This window comes from Nocardioides sp. zg-1228 (assembly GCF_017086465.1).
In the GTDB taxonomy this organism is placed as follows: domain Bacteria; phylum Actinomycetota; class Actinomycetes; order Propionibacteriales; family Nocardioidaceae; genus Nocardioides.
The window spans coordinates 469,572-495,487 of record NZ_CP070961.1 but is presented as its reverse complement, the minus strand read 5'-3'; the positions used below and the strand labels follow the sequence as shown (position 1 = coordinate 495,487).

Sequence of the window (25,916 nt, the reverse complement as noted above, 5' to 3'; positions counted from 1 at the left end):
GTCGAGCGTGGCCTTCGGGATCCGGAACTGGCTGGGCATGGTCATCTCCTCTGCTCGGTCATCGACGACCTGTCGATGGCATGTCGATGACATGGAGACACCGCCCGCCTCAGGTCTGTGACAGGTCCCGGGACAAGAACGCGTCGACCGCCCTCGCCACCTCGAGATGGATCTCGGCGGTGCGCACCGCGTCGGGGGTGGCCATGGCGTGGTCGGCGTCGGGCACCTCGAGCACCTCGCACCCCGCGTCGGCGAGCTCGCGGGCCACAGAGGCGTCCCAGAGCTCGTCCTCGAGCCCGCCGACGAGCAGCTGGCGCCCCGGGTTGGCCGCGATGCCCTCGGCGACGACCGGGTCGACGAGCAGCGGGGTGAGCCAGATGGCGTCGAGCCCGCGCTCGGCGGCGTACGACGCCGCGCGGGTGCCGAGCGACTTGCCGATGACCAGCACGCGGTCGGCGTCCTCCTCGGCGAGCGCGGCGGCCACGTGCCGGCGCACCCACTCCTCGGCATCCTCGTCCCCGCGGGTGGTCGAGTCCCACCAGAGCTCGCGCACGGTCAGGTCGTGCTGGAGCAGCGCGCGGGTGGTGAAGGCGAGCAGGGGCGCGCTGGGCGGATAGGCCCGGCCGGGAGCGACGACGGCGAGGCCGCGGCTCGCGCCGGCCGGCTCGAAGCGCGTGGGCAGTCCGCCGAACGTCATCGAGCGTCGTCCTTCCGGGCGCGGAAGTAGCCGGCCCCGCCGTGGAGCGTGAGGTCGACGTCGCGGCAGCCGGACCGGCGCAGCCAGGCGACCGCCTCGGCCGAGGTGCACATCGGACCGAGCACGCCCGCGCGGGTGCCGACGCGGCGCAGCGGCGCGTAGCGCGGCCCGGCGTCGGTGAACAGCGAGCTGCCGGTGAGCACGGCCCCGGGGGCGAGCACCCGCGCCATCTCCGCGAGCGCGCGCCCCGGGTCGGGGAAGCAGTGCAGCCCCGTCAGGGTGACGACGAGGTCGAAGGAGGCGTCGGCGAACGGCAGGGCGCCGACGTCGGCGCACGTCGTGGTGACCTGGTCGGCCACCCCGAGGCGGACCGCGCTGGCCCGGGTGCGGGCGAGCATGGTCGGGGAGATGTCGGCGGCGACGTAGTCGAGGCCCTGCCCCGGGCGCAGGCCGCGCAGCGCGACGCCGGACCCGGCCGGCACGTCCAGCACCCGCGCGCCGCGCGGCAGGGTGCCGATCTCGGCGGCGGCGGCGTGGAGCAGGGACAGGTCGCTGCCGGTGGCGGCGCGCCAGGCCACCCGGCCGACGCGGTCGTGCTCCACGAGCCAGGGGTAGACGTAGGACCACAGCGGGTCGTCGCTCCAGCCGCCGAGCCCGGGGAGCCGCACGTCAGCCGCCCGCCCTGTCGCCCGAGCCGGTGGGACCGCCGAGCAGGTCGGGGCTGCGCAGCACCTCGGGCGGCACCCCGAAGGCGTCGACGAGGTCGACGACCAGCGGGCGCACCTTGCGGCAGAGCGCGCCGACCTCGCGGGTGATCGCCTTGGAGCGGGCGCTGGAGAGCCGTCCGTGCTCCATGAACCAGGCCCGGTCGGCCTCGATGACGCTGAGCGCGTGCAGGTCGCACAGCAGGTTGAGCGCGACCTTGAGGTCGCCGTCGGGCAGGTCGGCGGTCTTCTGCACGAACGCCTCGAGCACCAGTCGCTCGGTGTGGGCGCGGGCGGCGGCCATGACGTGGTCCTGGACGCGGGAGAAGACGGCGCCGGGGTCCATGCCCCGGTCGATCCCGCGCTTGAGGCGCCGCGCGACGCCGGCGATCATGTGCTCCTCGCGGAAGCGGAGCATGGCGAGCTGGTAGTTGGGGTCCAGCAGCCCGGCCTCCTGGTCCCACGTGTCGCCGCCGGGCAGGAGGTCGCGCACCGACTGCACCAGCTTGTGCACGGCGGTGCGCTCGACCACGGTCTCGACCGCGAGGCCGGCGACGAAGCGCGCCATGCCGAGCTGGTCCATGTCCTCGAACTCGCCGGAGTAGTCGGTGAGCAGGCCCTTGGCGACGAGCTGGAGCAGCACGTGGTTGTCGCCCTCGAAGGTGGTGAAGACGTCGGTGTCGGCCTTGAGGGCGGCGAACCGGTTCTCGCTGAGGTAGCCCGCCCCGCCGCACGCCTCGCGGCACTCCTGGATGGTGCGGGTGGCGTGCCAGGTGCCGAGCGCCTTGGTGCCCGCCGCGCGCGACTCGAGCACGCGGCGGGCGTGCTCGTCGCCGCCCGCGCCCGAGAACACGTCGTGCAGCTGCTCGGCGACGACCTCCTGGGCGAAGTGCAGCGCGTAGGTGCGCGCGAGCAGCGGCAGCAGGCGCCGCTGGTGCATGCCGTAGTCGAGGAGCACCTGCTCCTCGCCGGGCGAGGTGGCCTCGAACTGGCGGCGCCGGGCGCCGTAGCGCACGGCGATGGCGAGGGCCACCTTGGCGGCGTTGATCGCGGCGCCGCCGACGCACACGCGACCCTGCACCAGGGTGCCGAGCATCGTGAAGAAGCGCTTGTTGGGGTTGTCGATGGGCGAGAGGTAGCGGCCCTCGGGGGTGACCTCGGCGAACTGGTTGAGCAGCGCCGTGCGGGGCACCCGGACGCCGTCGAACCAGATGCGGCCGTTGTCCACGCCGCCCAGGCCCATCTTGGGACCGCAGTCCTCGATGCGGACGCCGTCGAGCACCCGGCCGTCCTCGTCGCGGAGCGGGACGACGAGGGCGTGGACGCCGTGGCGCTCACCGGCGACCTCGAGCTGGGCGAACACGACGGCGAGCCGGGCGTGCGCGGCGGCGTTGCCGATGTAGTCCTTGCGGCTCGCGTCGTCGGGCGTGGTGATCACGAACTCCTGCGCCTCGACGTCGTACGTCGCGACGGTGCCGAGCGCCTGGACGTTGGAGCCGTGCCCGGTCTCGGTCATCGCGAAGCAGCCCAGGGTGCGGCCGCTGACGATGTCGGCGAGGTGGGCGTCGTGGTGGTGCCTGGTGCCGAGCTGGAGGATCGCGCCGCCGAACAGGCCGAACTGCACGCCGACCTTCACCAGGACCGACAGGTCGCCGAGGGCGAGGGTCTCGAAGGCCGCCACGGAGGCGCCGATGTCGCCGCCGCCGCCGTACTCCTCGGGGAAGCCCATGCCGGTCTGGCCGGTGCGGGCCATCGTCAGCACGACGTCCTTGACCCGCTCGCGGAACTCGGCCGTGGTCAGCTGCTCCTGGTCGAGCAGGATCTGTGCGTGCTCGACCAGGTTGGCGCGCACCAGGTCGCGGGCCTCGCGGTGCGGGCCGTCGAGGAGCCTGCGGAGGGCCTCGGCGTCGACCTGGGGCTGGCGGTAGCCCGCGTCGTCGGCGTGGACCGCGTCGTCCTCGATGTGGGCGGGCGGGGCCCCAGGCTCCACGGTCGGCAGCTCGTCGGCGATGGGCGGGACCTGGTCGGTGGCCATTCACCAAACCTAGCCATGCAGGTAGGTTCACCGCGATGAACGTGTCGGATGCCACCCCACCGGGCGAGCCGCTCGGGTCGATGGCCTACAACTTCGCCGTCGTGGGCGTGCAGAAGGGTGGGACGTCGACGCTCGCGGTGACCCTCAACCAGCACCGCATGGTGTGCCAGCCGCCCGAGAAGGAGCGCCACTACTTCGACGACGAGACCGTCGACTGGTCGGCGCCCGACTACGAGCGCGACTACACCGCGCCCCGTCGCGCCCGGGTGCACCGGCTGCTCGGCGACGCCTCCCCCACCTACCTCTACTGGCCGCACGCCCTCGAGCGGATGCGCGCCTACAAGCCCGACATGCCGCTGATCGCGGTGTTCCGCGACCCGCTCGAGCGGCTGTTCTCCCACTGGGTGATGCTGCGCTCGCGCAACCTCGCGTGGCCCGACTGGCCGGACTTCCTCACCGAGTGGCCGCACACGTCGCTGCCCGACTCCGTGCCCGACGACGTGCGCACGATGCGGTGGCGGCACATGACCGGCCTGGCGCGGGGGTTCTACGGCGAGCAGCTGCAGCGCGGCTTCGAGCTCTTCGACCGGCGGCAGTGGCTGCTGCTGGAGCTGCGCTCCATGCTCGGCGACTTCGAGGCCACGGTCCACCGCGCCACCGACTTCCTCGACCTCCCCCGCTTCGAGCGCGTGCCGCCCCTGCAGAACTGGCACGCCGGCGCCGAGCAGGTGCCGGGCACCGCCCCGACCGCCGACGACCTGGCGCGGGTGGCGGAGGTCTACGCCAAGGACCTCGCGCTGTTCGAGGAGCTCTCCGACATCGACACCTCGGCCTGGCCGACCCGGCTCGTCCTGGACGGCCGGCTCGATCCCGGCGAGCTGGCCGCGCGGTTCGCCCGCAAGGTGCGCTGAGGCTCCACCTGGTCCCCCGCCCGGTCCCCCGACCGGTCCCGACCGGTCAGGGGCGGGCGAAGAAGTTGGGCGCCCGCCAGGAGTACATCGACTCCAGGGTCACCGGGCGGCCGGTGCGCGGCGCATGGATGATCTGCCCGTCACCGACGTAGATCGCGACGTGGTAGATCGAGCTCGGGTTGCTCGAGGACCCCCAGAACACGAGGTCACCGGGAGCGACCTGGCTGGCGGCGATCGTCGTCGACTCGGCGTACTGCGCGACCGAGTAGTGCGGCAGCGACGTGCCGCCTGCGGCCCACGCCCCCTGCGTCAGGCCCGAGCAGTCCCACGCGTCCGGACCGGCGGCGCCCCACCGGTAGGGCTCGCCGAGCTGGGCGGTCGCGAACGCGATCGCCGCGGCGGCGCCCGTCGCTGCCGGCGGCGGGGGCGGGGTGGTGGGCGTGGTGGTGGGCGTCTCGGTCGGGGTCGGCGTCGGGGTGGGGGTCGGCGTCTCGGTCGGCGTCGGGGTCGGCGTCGGCGTCGGGGTCGGCGTCTCGGTCGGGGTCGGCGTCGGGGTCGGCGTGGGCGTCGGGGTCGACTGCTCCTGCTCGGCCTGGGCCTCCGCTTCCGCCTGGGCCTCCGCTTCCGCCTGGGCCTCCGCTTCCGCCTGGGCCGCGGCCGCCGCCGCCTCGGCGGCGGCCTTCTCGAGCGCGGACTGGCGCCTCTCGGCGAGGCCGAGGCTGATCCCCTGGAGCTCGGCGAGCTCGGCGATCAGGCCGGCCTTCGTGTCCGCGACGGACTGCGCCTGGGCGGTGGCCTCCGCCTCCGCGGCGGCCGCTGCGTCGCGCGCTTGCTCGGCCTCCGCCTCCGCGGTGTCGGCCCGCTCGGCGGCCGCGGCGGCGGCCGACGCTGTCACGTCCGCGACGGCCGACGACGCGACGAAGGCGTCGTACTGGTGGTCGAGCGCGTCCGAGGTGGTGCCCATGGTCACCGTGCGGGCGAGCAGCGACTCGACGCCGTCGGCCTCGACGATCGCCGAGAGGCCCTGCACCTGGGTGCCGTCCTCGTAGGACTGCACGACGGTGTCGGCGTAGAGGTCGCGCTGCGCCTCGACGTCCGCGCGCGCGTCCTCGGCGGCGGCCTTCGCCTCCTCCGCGTCGGCGCGGGCCTGCTCGGCGCGCCAGCGGGCGCCGTTCCACGCCTCGGCGGCGCGCGCGGCCTGCTCGGCCGCCCCGTCGAGCGTGAGGTTGGCGCGGATCAGGTCGGCCTGGACGGCCGCGACGTCGCGCTCCTTGGCACTCGCCCGGTCCTGGGCGGCGGCGACGTCGGCCTCGCTCGGCACCGGGTCGCCGTCCGCGTGGGCCGCGTGCCCGCCGCCGACGGCGAGGCCGGCGACCAGCACGACGGCACCGGCCCAGCGCGCGGCCGTACGACGCGTGGGCTCGTGGTGCTGCGGTGCGGTGTCGGGCACGGGGCTCCCTCGTGGTCGCGGGGCCCGTGCGACTTCCCCTTCGCACGGGCAACTCGTGCCACGTTAGAGAACTTTCGTCACACTGGGAACACTTTCCCCAACTTTCTCAGGAACGCCCGGCGTGTCGACTTGCAAACTACACCGCTGTAGTTCTAAGAGCGATCACTCTGCGTCGACCGGCACCTGGCTGGTCGTGGAGGTGGGGTGGCTCGTCAACCGGTGCCGGTCGAACCTCTGCCCGCTCGCGAGCCCGCCGAGCCAGAAGGAGAAGAGCGCGATCACGACGCCGGCGAGGTCGTCGGCGATGTAGTGCCAGCCGAAGTAGAGCGTCGCGACGACGGTGATCGCGAAGTTGGCCCAGAAGACGACGTGGAGGACCTTGTTGCGCAGCGTGTACTGCACCATCAGCGCCACGAGCAGGGTGATCGCGACGTGGAGCGAGGCGAAGCCGGCGACCGACTGCACGGCGGTGTCCGCGCCGTCGCGGATGACGCCCTTGCGCCCGTAGAACAGCGCCTCCATCAACGCGCTCGAGCCGGTCTCGGGCAGGTCGGCGTAGAGGTAGCTGTACTGGAAGCCGGGACCGAGGGTGGGCAGCGCGAAGTAGGACGCCGTGCCGAGCGACCAGGCCAGGCACTGCGAGGTGGCGAACCAGTAGCCGAAGGTGATGTTGCGCGACCACACCAGCCAGGCCGCCAGCGCCAGCGGCACGAGCGGCAGGAACCAGAGGTAGATCGTGGACAGGATGTGCGCGGAGAAGCCGGTGCCGAGCACGGTGTGCAGGATCGTCGCCGGCTCGTGGCCGAACATCAGCGCCCGGTCGACGAGGTGCAGCTCGCGGTCGTACTTGTCCTCGCCCATGATGAAGGGCAGGAACGACTTGAGGTTCCGGTAGCAGACGTAGGTGATGTAGAACGACACGAGCCCGAGCACCACGAGGGTGATCCGCTCGCGGTCCCAGTGGGTGCGGATCCGCTCGCGGACGATGTCGGGCATCAGGGTGGGCTTCATCCGCGACTGCCACAGGGTGCGGGGAAGCAGGTCGAGCAGGAACGCGCCGAGGATCAGCAGCGGCAGCCGGAGCCACGACGGGCCCAGGAAGCCCTCGGGGTCGACCAGTGGTCGGTCGAGCACGAGCGCGGCGGTGACGGCCAGGACGCCCATCGTGGCGGCGACTCCCACGAGGAGGGCATAGGCCGGTCGGTACACGTCCGTCAGTGTAGGGACGGGTCAGGGGGCGGGTGTGACCGGCAGCACAGCGAGACGCGTCGGGTCGACGCGCAGCGACACCGCGTCGCCGGGCGCCACCCGACTGCCGAGGGGCGCCACCGCGTCGGTCGTGCCGATGCCGTCGACGGCCACGACGAGGCGGACCAGCTCGGGGGTCACCCGGGCCGACTCGACCACGGCGGGCAGCGAGCCGGCCGGATCGACGACGAGGGCCGATCGGCGCAACGCGACGGCGGCGGCCCCGGGGAGGCCGGCGGCGCGCAGGGCCCGGCCGGCGGGCTCGTCGCGCAGCACGCGCGCGTAGCCGAGGAAGAGCGCGGTCTCCTCGTCGACGGGCTCGCGCCAGACCTCGTCGATCGCGCCCTGCTGGACGACTCTCCCCTCGCGCATCACCGCGAGCCGGTCGGCCAGCGCGAACGCCTCGTCGTGGTCGTGGGTGACCAGCAGGGCGGTGGTGCCCGCAGCGCCGAGGATCTCGCGCAGGTCGCCGGCCAGCCGCTCCCGGAGCGTGGTGTCGAGCGCCGACAGCGGCTCGTCGAGCAGGATCAGCCGTGGCTCGACCGCCAGCGCCCGGGCGAGCGCGACCCGCTGGCGCTCGCCCCCGGACAGCGTGGCGGGCAGCCGGTCGTCGTAGCCGGTGAGGCCCACGAGGTCGAGCAGCTCGCGCACGCGCGCCGCCACCCGGGCCGACGGCGTGCGGCGCAGGCGGAGCGCGTAGGCCACGTTGCGGGCCACCGTGAGGTGGGCGAAGAGCTGGCCGTCCTGGAACATCAGCGCGAAGCCGCGCTTGTGCGTGGGCACGCCGGAGAGGTCGGCGCCGTCCCACGAGATCGACCCGGAGGCGAGCGGCTCGAGGCCCGCGACGGCCCGCAGCAGGGTGGACTTGCCGCAGCCCGACGGCCCGAGCACGGCGAGCACCTGACCGGCCGCCAGGTCGAGCGACACGTGGTCGACGGCGACGGTGTCGCCGTAGCGGACGGAGGCGTCCTCGATCTCGAGCATCGTCAGAACGCTCCCACACCCGGCACGCGCAGCCGCTCGACGGCCAGCATGACCGCGGCGGTGGCCGCGGCGAGGACGACGGACGCGGCCAGCGCCATGCCGTAGTTCATCTCGCCGGGGTGCCCGATCAGCCGGAAGATCACGACCGGCAGGGTCGGGCTGGTGTCGCGGGCGAGGAAGGACGTCGCCCCGAACTCGCCCAGCGAGGCGGCGAAGGCGAACCCGCTCGCCGCGAGCATCGGCTTCCAGACCACGGGGAGGTCGACGGTGAGCAGGGTCCGCCACCCGGACGCGCCCAGGGACGCGGCGGCCTGCCGCTGGCGGTCGTCGATCCCGCCGAGCACCGGGGTGAGGGTGCGTACGACGAGCGGCAGCGCCACGAGCGCCTGCGCCATCGGCACGAGCAGCGGCGAGTCACGCAGGTCGAGCGGCGGCGAGTCGAGGGTGATCAGGAAGCCGAAGCCGAGCGTCACGGCGCTGACCCCCAGCGGCAGCATGAAGAAGGCGTCGAGGGTGGAGCGCACGCGACGCTCGGCGAGGGAGTGCGAGCGCCGGGTGACGATGACCGAGACGGCGACCCCCACCAGCAGCGCCATCCAGGTCGCGTCGACGGCGGTGCGCAGGCTGGTGGCCAGCGCCGCCGTGACCGGCACGAGCAGCGCCTGGTTGTCCCCGGCGGTGGTGAGCGCACGGTAGTTGTCGAGCCCCCAGCCGTCGCCGACCTCGAGCGAGCCGGCGACCAGCGTGAGGATCGGCAGCAGCATCGCGGCGAGCACCAGCAGCGTCGCGACGACGACGGGCGCGTCGGCGCGGCGCACGGCCCGCGCGGGGGTCACGGCCCGCTGGGCCGTCGGGTCGGGTGTCGCCCGCAGCCGCGCGGCGAGCGCCAGCAGGCCGACGACGACCACGATCTGCAGCACCGCCAGCGCCGCCGCCGCCCGGAGGTCGAAGATCGTGGTGGTGAGCAGGTAGATCTCGGTCTCGACCGTCGCGTACCGGACCCCGCCGAGGGTGAGCACGATGCCGAACGCCGTCGCGCAGAAGAGGAAGACGATGCTCGCCGCGCCGACGATCGCCGGCCGCAGCGCCGGGAGGGTGACCGTGCGCAGCACCTGCCACGGCGAGGCGCCGAGCGCGGCCGCCGCCTGGCCCGGGCGAGGGTCGAGCGACTCCCAGGCGACGCCGACGGTGCGCACCACGACAGCGATGTTGAAGAAGACCAGGCCGCACACGATGGCGACGGGTGTGCCGTCGAGGCCCAGGAAGCCGAGCGGTCCGCCCTCGCCCAGCAGCTGGCGGAACGCGACGCCGACCACGACGGTCGGCAGCACGAACGGCACCAGCAGCGCCGCGCGCACCGCGGCGCGTCCGGGCAGCGCGAGCCGGTGCAGGGCGTACGCCGCCGGCAGGCCGAGCACGACCGCGAGCAGCGTGGCGACGGCCGACGTCCACACGGTGAACCAGGCGACCCGGTGCACCCGCGGGCGGGCGAGGACGTCGAGCACCGCCCCCGGAGCGAGGCGGCCGTCGACGACGAACCCCTCGGCGAGCATCCCGCCCACCGGCAGCACGAAGAGGACGCCGAGCACCAGCACCGGCGCCGCGGCCAGCGCGAGGAGCGCGACGATGCGCCTCATCGCGAGACGACGTCGGTCCACTCGGTCAGCCACTGCTCGCGGTTGGCGGCGATCTCGTCCGGGTCCACCTCGTAGGGGTCGCTCGGCTGCGGGGCGAACTCGGCCCACTCCTCGGGGACGCTCGCGCCGGGCATCACCGGGAAGACGTACATCGACTCGGGCAGCGCCGACTGGACCTCGTCGCTGAGCAGCCACTCGACCAGCGCCGCGGCGCCGTCGGGGTTGTCGGCGCCGGCCAGCACGCCGACGTACTCGACCTGCCGGAAGCAGGTGTCGAGCAGGGCCGCGGTCGTCGACCTCCCGCCGCTGACGGTGAAGGCCGGGGAGGAGTCGTAGGAGACGACGATCGGGCGGGTGCCGTTGTCCGAGCCGGCGGTGAAGTCGCCGTAGTAGGCGTCCTCCCACCCGTCGACGACCTTGGCGCCGTTGGCGAGCAGGTCGGTCCAGTAGTCGGGCCAGGCGTCGCCGAAGGCGGCCACGGTGGCGAGGAAGAAGGCCATGCCGGGGCTGCTGGTGGAGGCGCCCGGGGTGACCAGGAGGTCGCGGTAGTCCTCGTCGGCGAGGTCCTCGAGGGTGCGCGGGGGCTCGAGGCCCTCCTCGGCGAACCAGGCGGTGTCGACGTTGACGCAGACGTTGGCCGAGTCGACCGGGACGAGCCGGTCGCCACCCTGAGGCAGGACGTACTCCTCGGGCGGCGTGGCCGTCGTGGTCACCTCGGCGAAGGCGCCCTCGCCGAGCGGGCGGGACGCGAAGGTGTTGTCGATGCCGAAGGCGGCGTCGGCGATGGGGTTGTCGGCGGTGAGGCTCAGCTTGGTGGCCAGGGTGCCGGCGTCTCCCGCGCCGCGGACCTCGAGGTCGTAGCCGGTCTCGTCCTCGAACGCCTTCACCAGCCTCTTGGGCAGGTGGAAGGACTCGTGCGTGGCCAGGACGACGGTGCCGCCGCCCTCGGCCCCCGCCGCCGACGAGGACGGCTCGGTGGCGGTGGACCCGTCGTCGTCCGCCCCGCCGGAGAGGCTGCAGCCGGCCAGGGCCAGCGCGGTGACTGCCGTGAGGGCAGGGCGGAGGATCGCGTGCTTCATCTGGACTCCCTATCGCCGGTGCTAGCCGGATCAGGTTCGGAGGGTCTGCGGCTGGTCCGCACTCTCAGCACGCCTGCACGTGCTCCCCTGTCTTCGTGGCGCCCACCCTAGCGCTGCCCCGGTGCCCACGGGCACGACCCGCCCCTACGCTGCGTGGCATGCCGAGCCGCCGCCACGACCTCCTCGCCCGCCTCGTGCCCGCGCTGCGCCGCTCCCGCGAGCTCGACGACGAGCCCACCGAGCGCGCCCGCGTCGAGGCGTGGCACCGCACCCTGGACCGCAGCCTGCCGACCCGCGTCGTGCCGGGATTCGCGCGCCGCTGGGAGGTCTCGGTCACCGACATCGGCTTCCCCTCCTACGTCCTGACGCCGCGCAGGCGTCCGGCGACCCGCACGCTCTACTACGTGCACGGGGGCGGCTTCATGGCGCCGATCGATCCCTTCCACGTGCGCTACGCGACCCGGCTGGCCGACGCGATCGGCGCACGCGTCGTGCTGCCCGACTACCCGCTCGCTCCCGAGCACACCTGGGCCGACTCCCACGATGCGCTGGTCGAGGACGCCGCGAGGTGGGCGGCTGCGGACGGCGGCGCGGTGCTGGCCGGCGACTCCGCCGGCGGCGGGCTGGCGCTGGCCGTGGCGCTCTCGATGCGCGACCGCGGACCGGCTCCGGCGACGTCGCTCGTCCTGCACGCGCCCTGGGTCGACCTCACCACCTCGACGCCCGAGACCTTCGCCCTCGACGCGGTCGACCCCTGGCTGTTCATCGGCAAGACGCAGGCGTACGCCGCGTGGTGGGCCGGGTCGGCCGACGACCTCGCGCGGCCCGAGGTGTCGCCCGCGCTCGGCGACCTCGCCGGGCTGCCGCGCGCGCTGATGCTCTACGGCACCCGCGACCTGCTCGCCCCCGGCTGCCGGCTGCTGGCCCGGCGCGCCGCGGAGGCCGGGTGGGACCTGACCGCCGTCGAGGAGCCCGACCTGATCCACGTCTACGGCCTGCTGCCGGCCGTCCCCGAGAGCGCCCGCGCCTTGCGGCGCGTCACGGAGTTCGTCCGGTGAGGGTGCTGGTCGCCGGTGTCGACGAGCTGCCCGCGCGCCTGGCGTACGACGTGTGGCGGCTGCGCCAGGAGGTGTTCGTCGTCGAGCAGGACTGCCCCTACCCCGACCTCGACGGCCGTGACCTCGAGGCGGGCACCCGACACGTCGTGCTGCTCGACGAGGGGGACGAGGTGGTGGGCACCCTCCGCGTGCTCGAGGACGGGGACGCGCTGCGGATCGGCCGCGTCGTCGTCGCCGCCACCGCGCGCGGGCGCGGGCTCGCCGCGCTGATGATGGACGAGGCGATCGCGCTGTGCGCCGACCGGGCGGTGCGCCTCGCCGCCCAGGCCCCGCTGGCGGACTTCTACGCGGCCTGGGGCTTCGAGGTGGCGGGGCCGGAGTTCGACGAGGACGGCATCAGGCACGTGCCGATGAGGAGGGCGGGGAGGGAGCAGGCGCGGCCGCAACCATGAGCACCGGGCCGAGCACCTCCTCGCGGACCAGCCGCGAGCCGGGCGACAGCCCGCCCACGACCGTGGGCGCGAACCACCACCCGGGGCGGTCGAGGGGCTGACCGCCGAGGGCGACGTCGCCGCCCTCGCTGCGGGCGAGGTCGAGGTAGCGCCGCACCCGGTCGCGCGCGGCCGCCGAGCGCAGCGGGCCGCAGACGGTCGCGGGATCGGACGGGTCGCCGACGGCGACCGCCCGCATGGCCTCGACGGCCACCTGCAGCGCCTCGGCGTGGCGGTGCGCCGGCACGACCACGCTCGCCGGGAGGCGACAGCCCTGGCCGGCGTTGGCCGCCACGGTCGACGCGGCGCGGGCCACGACGTCCTGGAGGTCTGCGTCGTCACCGACGCGCACCGACTGGGGACCGCCGACGTCGAGGTGCAGCCGCTTGCCGGCGCGCTGGCCGGCCTGGTGCACCCGCTCGGCCACGACGGCCGACCCGGTGAGCGACACCTCATCGACGCGGTCGTCGAGGGTGAGGGCGATCGCGACGTCGACGTCGCGGGTGGTCACCACGTTGAGCACGCCGCGCGGCAGCACGTCGAGGCCGATGCGGCCCAGCTCGATCGCGGCGCTCGCGGCCTCGGCGGCGGGCTTGAGCACGACGGCGCCTCCCGCGGCGAGGACCCGCCCGACCTCCGCGACCGCCACGGCCAGCGGCGAGGTGGCGGGCGTGACCACGGCGGTCACCCCGGCCGTCGCGGCGGGCTGGGGCCGGCGGGACGCCATCGTCGCGAGCGCGGCGTCGAGGTGGGCGTCGCGCAGGCCGACCGGCACGCCGGTCTCGGCCGCCATCAGCGCGACGAGCGCGTCGGCGTGCTCGGCCACCGCGGCGGCGAAGCGGCGTACGGCCTCGGCGCGGAGGTCGGCGTCGCCTCCCCACTGGGTCGCGTCGACGGCGCGCCGGGCGGCGCTCACCGCCGCCCGGGCGTCGACCACGCCGGCGTCGGGCACGTCCCAGAGCGGCTCGCCGGTGGCGGGACTGCGGACGGGGAAGGCCCAGCCTTGGCCCGTCGGGCGCTCCGTGCCGTCGATCGGCAGCCCTCGGGCACGGGCGTGCTTGCTCATGCGGAGCACTCCATCACGGCGCAGGGGCGCCCCCACCACCCCGGGTGGCTAGCCTCCTCACCATGCGCGACGACCTCGGGGCGGACGTCCCCCTGCAGGCCCCCGCCACCCGCATCGTCTCACTCGTCCCGAGCCTGACCGAGGCCATCGCGGCCACGGCGCCCGACCGGCTGGTGGGGGCCACCGACTGGTGCACCCACCCCGCCGACCTCGCGGTCGCGCGGGTGCGCGGCACGAAGAACCCCGACCTCGCCGCCGTCCGGGCCCTGTCCCCCGACTTGGTCGTGGCCAACATGGAGGAGAACCGCGAGCTCGACGTGCGCCGCCTCCGCGACGCCGGCGTCGCCGTCTGGGTGACGCGCATCGAGACCGTCGCGCAGTCGCTCGAGTCGATGTCGCGGCTGCTCGCGACCGCGCTCGACGTGCCCGACCCGGACTGGCTGGTCGCGGCCCGGACGCTGTGGGGCACGCCGTCGCCGCGACGACTCTCGGTCGCCGTGCCGATCTGGCGCGACCCGTGGATGGTCGTCGGGTCGCCGACCTACACCGACGACCTCCTCGCCACCGCCGGCCTGGTCAACGTCCTCGCCGACCGGGACGGGCGCTACCCCACCGTCACGCCCGACGAGATCGACCGCGCCGGCGCCGACCTCGTGCTGCTGCCCGACGAGCCCTACGTCTTCACCGCCGACGACGGACCGGAGGCCCTGCGCACCCCGACGCGGCTGCTGTCGGGCCGGCTGCTGACCTGGTACGGCCCGGCGATGGTCGAGGCGCACGCCGCGCTGGCTAACCTCCAGACATGACCCGCGACCCGATCGTCGAGGCCCACCGGCAGTGGGTGGCCCACGGCTGGGCGGAGGCGGCCGACGGGATGGCGATGGTGACCTCCCTCGTGCGCGCCCAGCAGCTGCTGATGGAGCGCATCGACGCCGTGCTGCGCCCGCGCGGGCTGACGTTCGCCCGCTACGAGGTGCTGCGGCTGCTGTCGTTCAGCCGCGGTGCCGCGATGCCGATGTCGCGACTCGGGTCGCTGCTGCAGGTGCACCCCACCAGCGTCACCAGCGCGGTGGACCGGCTGGTGGGCCAGGGCTACGTCGAGCGCGTGCGCAGCGACGAGGACAAGCGCGTCGTACGGGCGGTGCTGACCGAGGCCGGCAGGGAGTCGGTCGAGGAGGCGACGCTCGCGCTCAACCGCGAGGTCTTCGAGGCGCCCGGGCTGCCCGCCTCGGAGGTGCGTGACCTGACCGACCGGCTGAGCGCGCTGCGGCTCGGGCTCGGGGACTCCTGAGGGTCGCGTCGGCGAAGTGACTTCCGAGTAGATACTAGGAAGTCCTAGTATCTCCCCATGGCCGACCTGCACCTTCCCACCCACCCGATCCGACTGGTGACGGCGTCCGCGCTCTTCGACGGGCACGACGCCTCGATCAACATCATGCGGCGCATCCTGATGAGCCAGGGCTGCGAGGTCATCCACCTCGGGCACAACCGCTCCGTCCAGGAGGTCGTCGACGCGGCGCTGGAGGAGGACGTCCAGGGCGTGGCCGTGTCGTCCTACCAGGGCGGCCACGTGGAGTACTTCGAGTACCTCGTGGAGTCCCTGCGCGCCGCCGGGGCCGACCACGTGCGGGTCGTCGGGGGCGGCGGCGGTGTGATCGTGCCCCGGGAGATCGCCCGCCTCCGCGAGTCCGGGGTGACCATCTTCTCTCCCGAGGACGGCCAGCGGCTCGGCCTGGTCGGGATGATCAACACGGTCGTCGCCGACTGCGACGTCGACCTGTGGGGCGATCGGCAGGTCACGGCCGAGCTGGTCCTCTCCGGCGATCGCTTCGCCGTCGCCCGCGCCATCACCGGCGCCGAGGGCGGACACCTCGACGAGGCGCTGCTCGACGAGGTCCGCAGCGCGGCCGCGCGCCGCGTCGTGCCCGTGCTGGGCATCACCGGCACCGGCGGGTCGGGCAAGTCGTCGCTGACCGACGAGATCGTCCGGCGCTTCCGCACCGACCAGCAGGACAAGCTCCGCATCGCCGTCGTGGCGGTCGACCCGACCCGGCGCAAGGGCGGCGGCGCGCTGCTCGGCGACCGCATCCGGGCCAACTCCCTCGACGGCGACCGGGTGTTCTTCCGCTCGCTGGCCACCCGCGGCGCCCACGAGGTGCCCGAGCACCTCGCCGACGTGATCGCGGTGCTCAAGGCCGCCGGCCACGACCTGGTGATCGTCGAGACGCCCGGCATCGGCCAGGGCGACGCGGGCATCGTCCCGCTGGTCGACCACTCGCTCTACGTGATGACGCCGGAGTTCGGTGCCGCCTCGCAGCTGGAGAAGATCGACATGCTCGACTTCGCCGACAGCGTCGCGATCAACAAGTTCGAGCGCCGCGGCGCCAAGGACGCCCTGCGCGACGTCGGGCGCCAGCTCGTGCGCAACCGGGAGGCCTTCGGCAAGCAGCCGCACGACATGCCGGTCTTCGGCACGAGCGCGGCGACGTTCAACGACGACGGCGTCACCGCGCTCTACCAGCACCTGCGCGCGGAGCTCGCGGGCGCCGGCCTCGAGGTGCAGGAGGGCACCCTGCCGACCGTCGACGTGCGCCACTCCTCCGGCATCCGCCAGGTCGTCCCGGCCGACCGCGTGCGCTACCTCGCCGAGATCACCGAGACGGTCCGCGGCTACCACGCGCGCACCGCCGAGCTCGCCGAGGCCGCCCGCCACCTGCAGCGCGTCCAGCACGTCGCCGACCAGCTCGGCGACGCCGACGCGGGCGGGGTGCCCGAGCTGCTCGAGGCCGCCCGCAAGGGCGTGCCCCACGAGGTGGCCGACCAGATCGAGCGCTGGCCGGCGGTCGTGGAGTCCTACTCCGGCGACGAGCAGGTGGTCGTGGTGCGCGACAAGGAGATCCACACCAAGCTGACCCGCGAGTCCCCCAGCGGCAACAAGATCCCCCGTGTCTCGCTCCCCCGCTCCACCGACCACGGCGAGCTGGTGCGCTACTGGCGCAGCGAGAACCTGCCCGGCTACTACCCGTTCACCGCCGGCGTCTTCGCGTTCAAGCGCGACAACGAGGACCCGGCGCGGATGTTCGCCGGCGAGGGCGACCCGGCCCGCACCAACCGCCGCTTCAAGATCCTCTCCCAGGGCCAGCCGGCGACCCGCCTGTCCACCGCGTTCGACTCCGTCACCCTCTACGGCCGCGACCCCGACCCGCGGCCCGACGTCTACGGCAAGGTCGGCACGTCCGGCGTCTCGGTCGCCACCCTGGCGGACATGAAGGCGCTCTACGACGGCTTCGACCTCGTCGACCCGAGCACGAGCGTGTCGATGACGATCAACGGCCCGGCGCCCACGGTGCTGGCGTTCTTCCTCAACACCGCCGTCGACCAGCAGCTCGACGCCTTCCGCGAGCGCGAGGGCCGCGAGCCGTCCGACGAGGAGCGCGCGAGCCTCGCGGCGTACGCCCTCGCCAACGTCCGGGGCACCGTGCAGGCCGACATCCTCAAGGAGGACCAGGGCCAGAACACCTGCCTGTTCTCCACCGAGTTCTCGCTGCGGATGATGGCCGACATCCAGGAGTGGTTCATCGCCAACGGCGTGCGCAACTTCTACTCGGTGTCGATCTCCGGCTACCACATCGCCGAGGCCGGGGCCAACCCCATCAGCCAGCTCGCGTTCACCCTGGCCAACGGCTTCACCTACGTCGAGGCCTACCTCGCGCGCGGCATGGACATCGACGACTTCGCGCCCAACCTCTCCTTCTTCTTCTCCAACGGCATGGACCCCGAGTACAGCGTGCTGGGCCGGGTGGCGCGCCGCATCTGGGCGGTGACGATGAAGGAGAGGTACGGCGCCTCCGAGCGCTCGCAGAAGCTGAAGTACCACGTGCAGACGAGCGGCCGGTCGCTGCACGCGCAGGAGATGGACTTCAACGACATCCGCACCACGCTGCAGGCACTGATCGCGATCTACGACAACGCCAACAGCCTGCACACCAACGCCTACGACGAGGCGGTCACGACCCCGACGGAGGCGTCGGTGCGGCGCGCGCTGGCGATCCAGCTGATCATCAACCGCGAGTGGGGCCTGGCGATGAACGAGAACACCCTCCAGGGGTCCTACGTCATCGACGACCTCACCGACCTCGTCGAGGCGGCCGTGCTCGAGGAGTTCGACCGGATCAACGAGCGCGGCGGCGTGCTCGGCGCGATGGAGACCGGCTACCAGCGCGGGCGCATCCAGGACGAGTCGATGCTCTACGAGCACCGCAAGCACGACGGCTCGCTGCCGATCATCGGCGTCAACACGTTCGTCAAGGAGTCCGCGGCCGACGCCCAGCCGCAGGAGATCGAGCTGGCCCGCGCGACCGAGGCCGAGAAGGAGTCGCAGCTCTCGCGGGTGCGGGCGTTCCAGTCCGAGCACGGCGCCGAGGCCCAGGAGGCGCTCGCCCGGCTCAAGGGCGCCGCGATCTCGGGCGACAACGTCTTCGCCGTCCTGATGGACGCCGCCCGCGTGTGCTCGCTCCAGCAGGTCACCGAGGCGTTCTTCGAGGTCGGCGGGCAGTACCGCCGCAACGTCTGACCCGCTGACGGTTCATCAAGGTATGTCGGCCAACCCGCACCTCCCACGATGAACTCAGGCCGGGAAGTGCGGGTTCGGCTGCATACCTTGATGAGCCGGCGCCGGTCAGCCGAGGCAGGTCAGCCGCCGCCGGGAGCCCCCGCCGCCGGCAGGTCGAAGCGGAAGACCGTGCCGGCCCCGGGCGGGGTGGGCAGGCACTCGATGGAGCCGCCGTGGCGCTGGACGATCGTCTGGCAGATCGACAGGCCCATGCCGGTGCCGCGGAAGTGGGCGCGGACGGCCCCGCTGCGGTGGAAGCGCTGGAAGATGAGCGCGCGCTCGTCGTCCTCGACCCCGACGCCACGGTCCTCGATCTCGACGACGACGCGCGAGCCCTGCCGCCACCCGCGCACGGTGATCGAGGCGGGCTCGCCGGGCCGGGCGTACTTGACGGCGTTGCCGACGAGGTTGCCGACCAGCTGGCGAAGGGCGACGGGATCGGCGTGCACCGACGGTAGGTCGGGGGCGGCCTCGAGCACGTCGTCGGGGCCGAGCATCCCGGACACCTGGTCGAGGACCCCGCCGGGACCGGACAGCGGCACGTCGCGGGCCGCGAGCTCGCCGGACTCCGCGAGGGCGTGCTCGAGCAGGTCGCCGATCAGCTCGCCCATCTGCGCGGCCGCCCGCTCGGCCCGGCGCAGCGGCTCCAGGGCGTCGGAGCCGGGCTCGAGGTCGTCGGCGGCGAGGGAGAGCCACGACCGGACGGCCGAGAGCGGCCCGCGCAGGTCGTGGGCGGCGGTCGAGGCGAACCCCGCCAGCGGGCGCAGGCCGGAGCGGTGCTCGGTGACCTCGCGCAGCACCAGCAGCACGTGTGGGCTGCCGGTGGTCCGCGAGAGCTCGGCCTGCGACACCGCCACCACGACCTCCTCGCCGCTGCGCAGGGGGATCACCACGTCGCCGACGCCGAGCTCGGCCCGGGCGGCGCCGGTGCGGGCCGGGTCGGGGTCTCGCAGCTCCGCCACGAGGTGGGCGAGGGCGTCCGTGTCGCTCGCCCCGGGGCTGACCCGGTGGGCGAGGCGGCGGCTGGCGCCGTTGCTGCGCTCGACGCGTCCCTGCGGGTCGAGCACGACGAGCCCTTCGTCCATGCTCTCGGTCATCTCGGCGAGCAGCTCGGCCTGCTCGTCCGCCTCTGCGCGCGCGGCGGTCTCGGCCGCGTAGGACTCGTCGACCCGGTCGCTGAGCGCCCCGACGGCCAGGCCCGTGACCAGCACGGCGACCATGAAGAGCTGCGACACCAGGACCTGGTCGACCAGGTCGTCGATGGTGGCGAAGGGCCCGCGGCCGGTGAGGCTGAGGGTGAGCGCGATGACGCCGAGGGCGAGGCAGTGCAGCGCCGCCGGGAACGTCGGGAAGCGGGCCGCGGACCACACGGCGAACGCGATGACGAGGAAGACGATGGGGTAGGGCTGCAGGAACAGCACGACGGTCATGGCCACCGAGACCACCCACACCAGCGCCAGCTCCCCGCTGGTGCCGCCGTGGATACGGGCCGAGATGGGCTGCGTGCGCCACTCCCACGCCAGGTGGCCCACCGCCCCCACGGTGAGCACCCCGGTGATGTGGCGGGCGAACCACGCCAGCGGCGTCACCGCCGTCACCGGCGAGCCGTCGACCCAGAGCCCGAGCGTGCCGACCAGGGCGCCGAGGGCGCACCCGACGGCCGCCGCCGCGGCGGTCGCGGCCAGGTTGCGCGGCGAGCGGATGCTGGCGGTCCCGCCGGTGCCCAGCATCGTCGGGCACCACCGGCGCAACAGCAGCACGGTCACGCCGGTCTGGATGACGACCGACGCGCCCCCGAAGAGGCCGACCACGGGCGAGACGCCGGTCGCGATCACCACGGCGACGTGGATGGCGCCCAGCGGCGCGAGCACCCGTCTGGCGCGGCGGGGCGACTCGGCGAGCAGCCACAGCAGCGCCACCCCGGAGCCCGGCCAGATCAGGCTGACGACCTGGTCCTCGACGGCGGTCATCCGTCCGACGACGGTGAGCACGGCGTACGCCGCGGCGAAGGCGACCGCCCGCGGCGGCGACAGTCCCCTCGTCATGGGCAGGAGCCTACGACTCAGATCCGTCCCGGAAACGTCGAAGGCGCGCGACAGCGGCATGTCGTCGGGTCCACACTCGCTGCCATGTCCCTGCGCAGCCTCGTCGCGGACGACGAGCCCGACATCCGCGACTTCATCGGTCACGTGCTCGAGCGGGCCGGCCACGAGGTGATCGTGGTGGACGACGGCGCCCAGGTCCTGACCCGCGCCGCCGCGGAGCGCTTCGACCTCGTCGTCGTCGACCACCACATGCCGCGGATGACCGGACTGGCGGTCGCCGCGGAGCTGCGCCGCACCAGTCCGACCACCAAGGTGCTGATCATGTCGGGAGACCTCGACGTGGGCGACGAGCACGTCCACTTCCTGCCCAAGCCGTTCAACCGGAGCGAGTTCATGAGCGCCGTCGACACCCTGCTCGCGGTGCCGCGGGACGCCTGAGCCCCGCGCTCACCGTCCCGTCGTCGACAGCGCGAGGCCGGTGTCGGCGTCGAAGATGTGGGCGCGATCGAGGTCGACGCTCACCGAGACCCGCTCCCCCGGCACGCCCGTGACCGTCGGCCGGGCCTTGACCTTGACCATCTCGGTGCCGACCTTGACGTCGACGACCGTGCGGTCGCCGAGCGGCTCGAGCCCGTAGAGCTCGCCGGCGAGCGTGGCGTCGCCGCGCTCCTCGACCGACACGTCCTCCGCGCGCAGGCCCAGGAGGAGCGGACGCCCGTCCTCCGCGGTGGTCCACCGCGGGCGCGGCAGCGACCAGCCCTGCTCGCCCACGAGGCGGTCGCCCTCGGTGCGGCAGGCGAGCAGGCTGATGCGCGGGCTGCCGACGAAGCCGGCCACCCACTGGTTGGCGGGCCGCTCGTAGACCTCGGTGGGCGTGCCGACCTGCTGCACCCGTCCCTCCCGGAGCACCGCCACCTGGTCGGCCATCGACAGCGCCTCGACCTGGTCGTTGGTGACGTAGAGGAAGGTGCCGCCGAGCGCGCGGTGGATGCGGGTGAGCTCGGTGCGCATCTCGACGCGCAGCTTGAGGTCGAGGTTGGTGAGCGGCTCGTCCATCAGGAACGCCCGCGGCCGCCGGACCAGCGCCCGGGCCAGCGCGACGCGCTGCTGCTCGCCGCCGGACATCTGCGCCGGCCGGCGCTGCAGGAGTCGCTCGATGTGCAGCAACCCCGCCACCTGCTCGACCGCTGCCGAGATGTCGCTGGAGGACACCTTGCGCGCCCGCAGCGGGGAGGCGATGTTGTCGTAGGCCGTGAGCCGGGGGTAGAGGGCGTAGCTCTGGAACACCATCGCGAGGTCGCGGGCCGCCGGGGTGTCGTGGGTCGCGTCGCGCCCGTCGAGGTGCACCGTGCCCCCGTCGAGCCTCTCCAGCCCGGCGATCGCCCGCAGCGTCGTGGTCTTGCCGGCGCCCGAGGGCCCGAGCACCACGAAGAACGACCCGTCCGGCACGTCGAGGGAGACGCCGTCGAGCGCCTGCACGTCACCGAACGCCTTGCGCAGCCCGTGTGCTGACACGGTTCCCATCAGGCCACCAGCTCTTCCGTGCTCGTGTCGTAGACCGGCGGGGTCCCGCCGGCGTGTCGCAGCCCGACCTGCTCGTCCGCCGCGAACCGCGCGGTGGGTGGCATCCGCACCCGCACGTCGCTCTCGCCGCCGTGGTCGACGACGTAGATGATCTCGTCGCCGAGCGCCTCGGCCGAGACGACGCGGGCCGGGACCGTCCGCTCGGCACCGGGCGCCGTCACCTCGAGCGCCTCGGGGCGTACGCCCGCCACCAGCGAGCGGTCGCGCGGCAGCCCTTCCGGCGGCGTGAGGACCAGCCCGCCGGGACCGCGCAGGGCGCCCTCGGACACCTCGACCGCGATGAGGTTCATCGGCGGCGAGCCGATGAACGCCGCGCAGAACAGGCTCGCCGGCCGGTCGTAGACCTCCAGCGGCGTGCCGACCTGCTCGACGCGGCCCTTGTTGAGGATCGCGATGCGGTGCCCGAGCGACATGGCCTCGACCTGGTCGTGGGTGACGTAGACCATCGTGGTGTCGAGCTCGGCCTGCAGGTGCTTGATCTCGGTGCGCACGTCGGCGCGCAGCTCGGCGTCGAGGTTGGTGAGCGGCTCGTCCATCAAGAACGCCTGGGGGCGCCGGACGAGCGCGCGGGCCAGCGCGACGCGCTGCTGCTCGCCGCCCGAGAGCCGCTGCGGGCGACGGTCGAGCAGTCGCTCGAGCTGCATCATCCGGGCGACCTCGTCGACGCGCTGCTTGACCTCCTTCTCGGGCTTGCCCTCGGCCCGCAGGGGGAACGCGAGGTTGTCGCGGGTGCGCAGGTGCGGGTAGAGCGCGTAGAACTGGAACACCATCGCGATGTCGCGCTGCGCGGGCGGCAGGTCGTTGACGAGGGTGTCGCCGATGCGGATGTCGCCCGACGTCTGCCGCTCGAGCCCGGCCATCGCCCGCAGCGTGGTGGTCTTGCCGCAGCCCGACGGCCCGAGCATCACGAAGAGCTCGCCGTCGCCGATGGACAGGTCGACGTGGTCGACCGCCACGGTGCCGTCGGGGTACCGCTTGTGCAGGGACGTCACCTCGATGCCGGCCATCAGCGACGCACCGCCCCGAGGGTCACTCCGGCCACGAGGTGCTTGCGCACCAGGTAGGCGAAGACGAGCACCGGCAGGGCGAACACCACGGCCGACGCGGCCACAAGGCCCCAGTCGACGGTGGTGCCGCCGATGAGCCCGGCGATGGCGGGAGGAGCGGTGCGCACCTCCTGGCTGGAGGTGAGGAAGATGGCGAACACGAACTCGTTCCAGGAGAAGATCAGGGCGAAGACCGCCGTGGCGGCGATGCCGGGGATGAGCAGGGGCAGGGTGAACTTGTGGAACGCCTGCAGCCGCGTGTAGCCGTCGAGCATGGCCGCGTCCTCGTACTCCGAGGGCACCTCGTCGACGAAGCCCTTCATCATCCAGATGGTGAACGGCACGTTGAAGGCGGCGTAGATGAGGATCAGCCCGAGCTTGCTGTCGATGAGCCCCAGCTCGCGATACATCAGGAAGATCGGGATCACGACCACCACGGGCGGCATGAAGCGGGTCGAGAGGATGAAGAAGAGCTGGTCCTTCTTCGCCTTCAGGGTGAAGCGCGAGTAGGCCCACGCGGCGGGGACCCCGAGCACCGTGGCCAGCACGGTCGACGCACCGGCCACGATGACGGAGTTGAGGAACGACCCGGACAGGTCGGAGCGACCGCCGTCGGGCGCGACGAACACGTCCTTGTAGTGGTCGAGGGTGACGTCGAACCCGAAGAACTTCGCGGGCACCGCGTAGACGTCGCGGTTCTCCTTGATGGACGTCTCGAGCATCCAGATCACCGGGAAGAGCATGGCCACGGCCAGCGCGGTCAGCAGCAGGACCTCGACCACCATCCGGCCCCGGCCGCCGCTGCGCCGGGCGCGCGGCGACGACTCCGTGGTGGGAGCGGGCACCGCCTCGTCGATGGAGATGGCCATCAGCCCTCCTTCAGCTTGTTGAGGTAGCGCAGGTAGAACTGCGCGAGGACGATGACGACGAGGACCATGAGGATCCCGTAGGCCGACGCGGTCCCGGTGCTGAAACCGAGGAACGCGACCTTGTAGACGTGGAACGACAACGTCTCGGTGGAGACCCCTGGACCGCCGCTGGTGAGGATGTAGACGAGGTCGAACAGCCGGAACGCCTCGATCGCGCGGAACATGATGGCGATGAGGAGCAGCGGCCAGACCATCGGCAGGGTGATGTGGCGGAAGCGGAACCACTCCGACGCCCGGTCGATCGAGGCGGCCTCGTAGAGGTACTTCGGGACCGCGGTGAGGCCGGCGAGCGCGATGAGCATGATGAACGGCGTCCACTGCCAGGTGTCGACGACGATCAGCGAGATGAGCGCGGTGCGCTGCCGGGTCAGCCACTCGACCTGGTCGAGGCCGAGGGAGCCGAGCATGCTGTTGATGACGCCGAACTGGGCGTCGAGCATGAACTTCCAGAACAGCCCGACCACGACCGGGGACAGCATCATCGGCACCAGGAACAGCGTGGTCAGCAGCCCCCGCCCGCGAGTCCTCCGCGAGATCAGGTAGGCGATCGCGAAGCCCAGCACGGTCTGCAGCGCCACCGCGCCGACGACGTAGAGCAGCGTCGTCAGGGCCCGCTGGTGGACCTGGTCGGAGGTCAGGATGTCGGTGTAGTTCGTGAACCCGATGAAGTCGGCGGGCACGTCGCGCGTGGCCGAGTAGTCGGTGAAGGACAGGTAGAGCGCCCACAGCAGCGGGAACACCGACATCGCGAGCAGCAGGAGCAGGGCCGGCGAGATGAACGCCACGGCCAGGCCGCGGTCGCTCAGGCGGGGGGAACCCCCCGGTGCAGGGGTCGTCGGAGACGTCCCCTGCACCGGGTGGTCCTTCGTCGTCGTCATGGGTTCAGCTCACAGCCCGCCGCCGCCCGCGGAGTCCAGCACTTCCTGCTGCTCCGCGGCGATGTCGTCGAGTGCCTGCTCGGGGTCCTTGGCCCCGTTGAGCGCGGCGTTGACGTTGGTGTTCTCGATGTCGATGAGCCGGGCGTACTCGGGCACGTTCCACATGTCGCGCATCCGGGTGACCGAGTCGGCGTAGACCTGGTTGAACGGTCCGGCGTCGAGGAACTCCGAGGACTCGAGGGCGTCGGTGCGTGCGGGGACGCCGCCGGCGGCGGCCCACTTCTTCTGGATGTCGGCCTGCTCGAACCACTTCATGAAGTTGAGCGCCTCCGCCTGGCGCTCCTCGGGAGCGTAGGCCGAGATGTGCATGCCCATGCCGCCCAGCGGCACCAGGTCGGTCTCCTGCGAGGGGAGCGTGGCGAAGCCGAGCTTGTCGAGGATCTCGTCCTGGGTCTTGCCGAGCGTCGACTGCTCGGGGTCGACCAGGCCTCCGGCGGCGGCGATCCACTGGAAGGCGATGCAGGCCTTGCCCTGGGCGACCGCGGCGTTGACCTCGTCGATGAACCAGTTGCCCGAGCCCTTGGCGGTCAGCGGCTTCATCTCGTTGACCAGGACGTCCATGGCCTTCTGGCCGGCGTCGTCGTTGATGATGCCCTCGATCGTCTTGTCCTCGGCGTTCCAGAGGTTGCCGCCGTAGACGCCGTTGACCGTGTTGTAGGTGACCGCCGCGGCGTCGGAGCCGTTGGCCTGGTGGAAGGCCAGGCCGCTGACGCCGGGGTTGTCCTCCTGACACTGGCGGGCGACGTCGATCATCTCGTCCCAGGTCTCCGGGGGCTCCTCGCCGATGAGGTCCTTGCGGTAGATCATCGTCCAGGTGTCGCCCAGGAGCGGCAGGCCGTAGAGGCTCGCGTCCTCGTCACGCTGGCCGGTCTCGGCCTGCGGGTACTGGCCGTAGGCGGCGAGGAGGTAGGGGTCGTAGGCGTCGGTCTCGATGTTCTCGTTGACGAAGTCGGTGAGGTCGAGGATGTTGCCGTTGGTCACCGCCTCGCCGATGTGCTGCGAGTCGAGGATCGGGATGTCGAAGTCGGTCTGGCGCGCCGCGAACTGGGTGAACATCGCGTCGTGCCAGTTGGCGTTGGGCACCGTGTTGACCTCGATGGTCACGTTGGGCCGCTCCTTGGTGTACTCCGCGTTGGCGAAGTCCTCCAGCGCCTGGGCGGGGGGCCACTCGAACCAGATGAAGCTCAGCGTCAGCGGGTCGTCGGTGAGCTCGGGGATGGTGGCCGGGGCCGCCGGACCGCCGGCGTCGGACTCGGCGTCGCCGTCGTCGCCGTCACCGCCGCCGCCGCCGCAGGCCGCAAGGGCCGTCGCCACGAGGATGGCCGCCGTGGCCAGGCGTGCCTGCCGTCCGGGGAGGGACCTGCGTCCCGCTCGCTGTAGGTGCCGCATCTGCTTCCTGCTT

22 protein-coding genes and 1 riboswitch are annotated in these 25,916 nt (G+C 73.0%); of the genes, 7 read left to right on the top strand and 15 right to left on the bottom strand.

Translation table 11 applies throughout. The features are described 5' to 3' along the window. Positions 1 to 109: 109 nt before the first annotated feature. Genes JX575_RS02335 through JX575_RS02325 form a run of 3 tightly spaced genes read right to left on the bottom strand, consistent with a single transcriptional unit; the run spans position 110 to position 3,436 of the window. Entirely contained in the window at positions 110 to 697 is a 588-nt protein-coding gene (locus tag JX575_RS02335; RefSeq protein WP_186340086.1) for an alpha/beta hydrolase, read from the bottom strand. Next, entirely contained in the window at positions 694 to 1,365 is a 672-nt protein-coding gene (locus JX575_RS02330; protein WP_186340085.1) for a class I SAM-dependent methyltransferase, read from the bottom strand. Before JX575_RS02330 ends, JX575_RS02335 begins: the two co-directional genes overlap by 4 nt. Before the next feature lies 1 nt (position 1,366). After that, complete coding sequence (locus tag JX575_RS02325) at positions 1,367 to 3,436, bottom strand: acyl-CoA dehydrogenase (RefSeq protein ID WP_186340084.1); 2,070 nt, start codon at positions 3,434 to 3,436, stop codon at positions 1,367 to 1,369. A 35-nt stretch (positions 3,437 to 3,471) separates the two neighbouring features. Here JX575_RS02325 and JX575_RS02320 point away from each other — a divergent pair, with 35 nt between their 5' ends. Next, positions 3,472 to 4,347 (top strand): sulfotransferase domain-containing protein, encoded by an 876-nt coding sequence (locus JX575_RS02320; RefSeq protein ID WP_186340083.1) that lies wholly within the window; start codon positions 3,472 to 3,474, stop codon positions 4,345 to 4,347. A gap of 46 nt (positions 4,348 to 4,393) precedes the next feature. Here the strand turns inward: JX575_RS02320 and JX575_RS02315 are convergent, their stop codons facing one another. From JX575_RS02315 to JX575_RS02295, 5 genes are all read right to left on the bottom strand, one after another. Further along, on the bottom strand, positions 4,394 to 5,797 hold the full coding sequence (locus JX575_RS02315; RefSeq protein ID WP_186340082.1) for a C40 family peptidase: 1,404 nt from the start codon (positions 5,795 to 5,797) through the stop codon (positions 4,394 to 4,396). 162 nt (positions 5,798 to 5,959) lie between these two features. Then, complete coding sequence (locus JX575_RS02310) at positions 5,960 to 7,006, bottom strand: phosphatase PAP2 family protein (RefSeq protein WP_241005303.1); 1,047 nt, start codon at positions 7,004 to 7,006, stop codon at positions 5,960 to 5,962. A 21-nt stretch (positions 7,007 to 7,027) separates the two neighbouring features. Then, entirely contained in the window at positions 7,028 to 8,029 is a 1,002-nt protein-coding gene (locus JX575_RS02305) for an ABC transporter ATP-binding protein (RefSeq protein ID WP_186340081.1), read from the bottom strand. A gap of 2 nt (positions 8,030 to 8,031) precedes the next feature. Next, positions 8,032 to 9,687, bottom strand: coding sequence for an iron ABC transporter permease (locus JX575_RS02300; RefSeq protein WP_241005302.1), 1,656 nt, complete (start codon positions 9,685 to 9,687; stop codon positions 8,032 to 8,034). Next, positions 9,663 to 10,745, bottom strand: coding sequence for a thiamine ABC transporter substrate-binding protein (locus tag JX575_RS02295; RefSeq protein ID WP_186340080.1), 1,083 nt, complete (start codon positions 10,743 to 10,745; stop codon positions 9,663 to 9,665). Before JX575_RS02295 ends, JX575_RS02300 begins: the two co-directional genes overlap by 25 nt. After that, positions 10,735 to 10,844, bottom strand: a riboswitch (TPP riboswitch). Its footprint overlaps the gene before it by 11 nt. Before the next feature lie 59 nt (positions 10,845 to 10,903). On the opposite strand from JX575_RS02295, the gene JX575_RS02290 reads away from it, so the two are divergent. Next, a complete protein-coding gene (locus tag JX575_RS02290) occupies positions 10,904 to 11,803 on the top strand; it encodes an alpha/beta hydrolase (protein ID WP_186340079.1) in 900 nt (299 codons plus the stop codon). Then, a complete protein-coding gene (locus JX575_RS02285) occupies positions 11,800 to 12,255 on the top strand; it encodes a GNAT family N-acetyltransferase (protein WP_186340078.1) in 456 nt (151 codons plus the stop codon). The genes JX575_RS02290 and JX575_RS02285 overlap by 4 nt, the downstream gene beginning before the upstream one ends. On the opposite strand, the gene JX575_RS02280 is transcribed toward JX575_RS02285, so the two are convergent. Next, entirely contained in the window at positions 12,200 to 13,360 is a 1,161-nt protein-coding gene (locus JX575_RS02280) for an aldehyde dehydrogenase family protein (RefSeq protein WP_186340077.1), read from the bottom strand. The genes JX575_RS02285 and JX575_RS02280 overlap by 56 nt on opposite strands. Before the next feature lie 62 nt (positions 13,361 to 13,422). Between JX575_RS02280 and JX575_RS02275 the strand changes: the two genes are divergently transcribed. Genes JX575_RS02275 through icmF form a run of 3 tightly spaced genes read left to right on the top strand, consistent with a single transcriptional unit; the run spans position 13,423 to position 17,933 of the window. Next, positions 13,423 to 14,166, top strand: a complete 744-nt coding sequence (locus JX575_RS02275; RefSeq protein ID WP_186340076.1) for a helical backbone metal receptor — start codon at positions 13,423 to 13,425, stop codon at positions 14,164 to 14,166. Continuing rightward, positions 14,163 to 14,651, top strand: coding sequence for a MarR family transcriptional regulator (locus JX575_RS02270; RefSeq protein WP_186340075.1), 489 nt, complete (start codon positions 14,163 to 14,165; stop codon positions 14,649 to 14,651). Before JX575_RS02275 ends, JX575_RS02270 begins: the two co-directional genes overlap by 4 nt. Positions 14,652 to 14,708: 57 nt before the next feature. Beyond that, positions 14,709 to 17,933, top strand: a complete 3,225-nt coding sequence (icmF, locus tag JX575_RS02265; protein ID WP_186340074.1) for a fused isobutyryl-CoA mutase/GTPase IcmF — start codon at positions 14,709 to 14,711, stop codon at positions 17,931 to 17,933. Positions 17,934 to 18,052: 119 nt separating this feature from the next. Here icmF and JX575_RS02260 read toward each other — a convergent pair whose 3' ends face one another. Then, positions 18,053 to 20,017: an ATP-binding protein gene (locus tag JX575_RS02260; protein ID WP_186340073.1), complete on the bottom strand. Its 1,965-nt coding sequence runs from the start codon at positions 20,015 to 20,017 to the stop codon at positions 18,053 to 18,055. Positions 20,018 to 20,101: 84 nt separating this feature from the next. On the opposite strand from JX575_RS02260, the gene JX575_RS02255 reads away from it, so the two are divergent. After that, positions 20,102 to 20,455 carry a response regulator gene (locus tag JX575_RS02255; protein WP_186340072.1) on the top strand — a complete coding sequence of 118 codons (354 nt, stop codon included), beginning with the start codon at positions 20,102 to 20,104 and terminating at the stop codon, positions 20,453 to 20,455. Positions 20,456 to 20,464: 9 nt separating this feature from the next. On the opposite strand, the gene JX575_RS02250 is transcribed toward JX575_RS02255, so the two are convergent. Genes JX575_RS02250 through JX575_RS02230 form a run of 5 tightly spaced genes read right to left on the bottom strand, consistent with a single transcriptional unit; the run spans position 20,465 to position 25,903 of the window. Beyond that, the gene (locus JX575_RS02250; RefSeq protein ID WP_206054489.1) at positions 20,465 to 21,532 is read right to left on the bottom strand and encodes an ABC transporter ATP-binding protein; all 1,068 of its coding nucleotides are present in this window, start codon (positions 21,530 to 21,532) and stop codon (positions 20,465 to 20,467) included. Between the two features lie 8 nt (positions 21,533 to 21,540). Continuing rightward, positions 21,541 to 22,608: an ABC transporter ATP-binding protein gene (locus JX575_RS02245; RefSeq protein ID WP_186340070.1), complete on the bottom strand. Its 1,068-nt coding sequence runs from the start codon at positions 22,606 to 22,608 to the stop codon at positions 21,541 to 21,543. Continuing rightward, positions 22,608 to 23,516: a carbohydrate ABC transporter permease gene (locus JX575_RS02240; RefSeq protein WP_186340069.1), complete on the bottom strand. Its 909-nt coding sequence runs from the start codon at positions 23,514 to 23,516 to the stop codon at positions 22,608 to 22,610. The genes JX575_RS02245 and JX575_RS02240 overlap by 1 nt, the downstream gene beginning before the upstream one ends. Then, positions 23,516 to 24,454 (bottom strand): sugar ABC transporter permease, encoded by a 939-nt coding sequence (locus tag JX575_RS02235; protein WP_186340068.1) that lies wholly within the window; start codon positions 24,452 to 24,454, stop codon positions 23,516 to 23,518. The genes JX575_RS02240 and JX575_RS02235 overlap by 1 nt, the downstream gene beginning before the upstream one ends. 9 nt (positions 24,455 to 24,463) lie before the next feature. Continuing rightward, a complete protein-coding gene (locus JX575_RS02230) occupies positions 24,464 to 25,903 on the bottom strand; it encodes an extracellular solute-binding protein (protein WP_186340067.1) in 1,440 nt (479 codons plus the stop codon). Positions 25,904 to 25,916 lie beyond the last annotated feature (13 nt).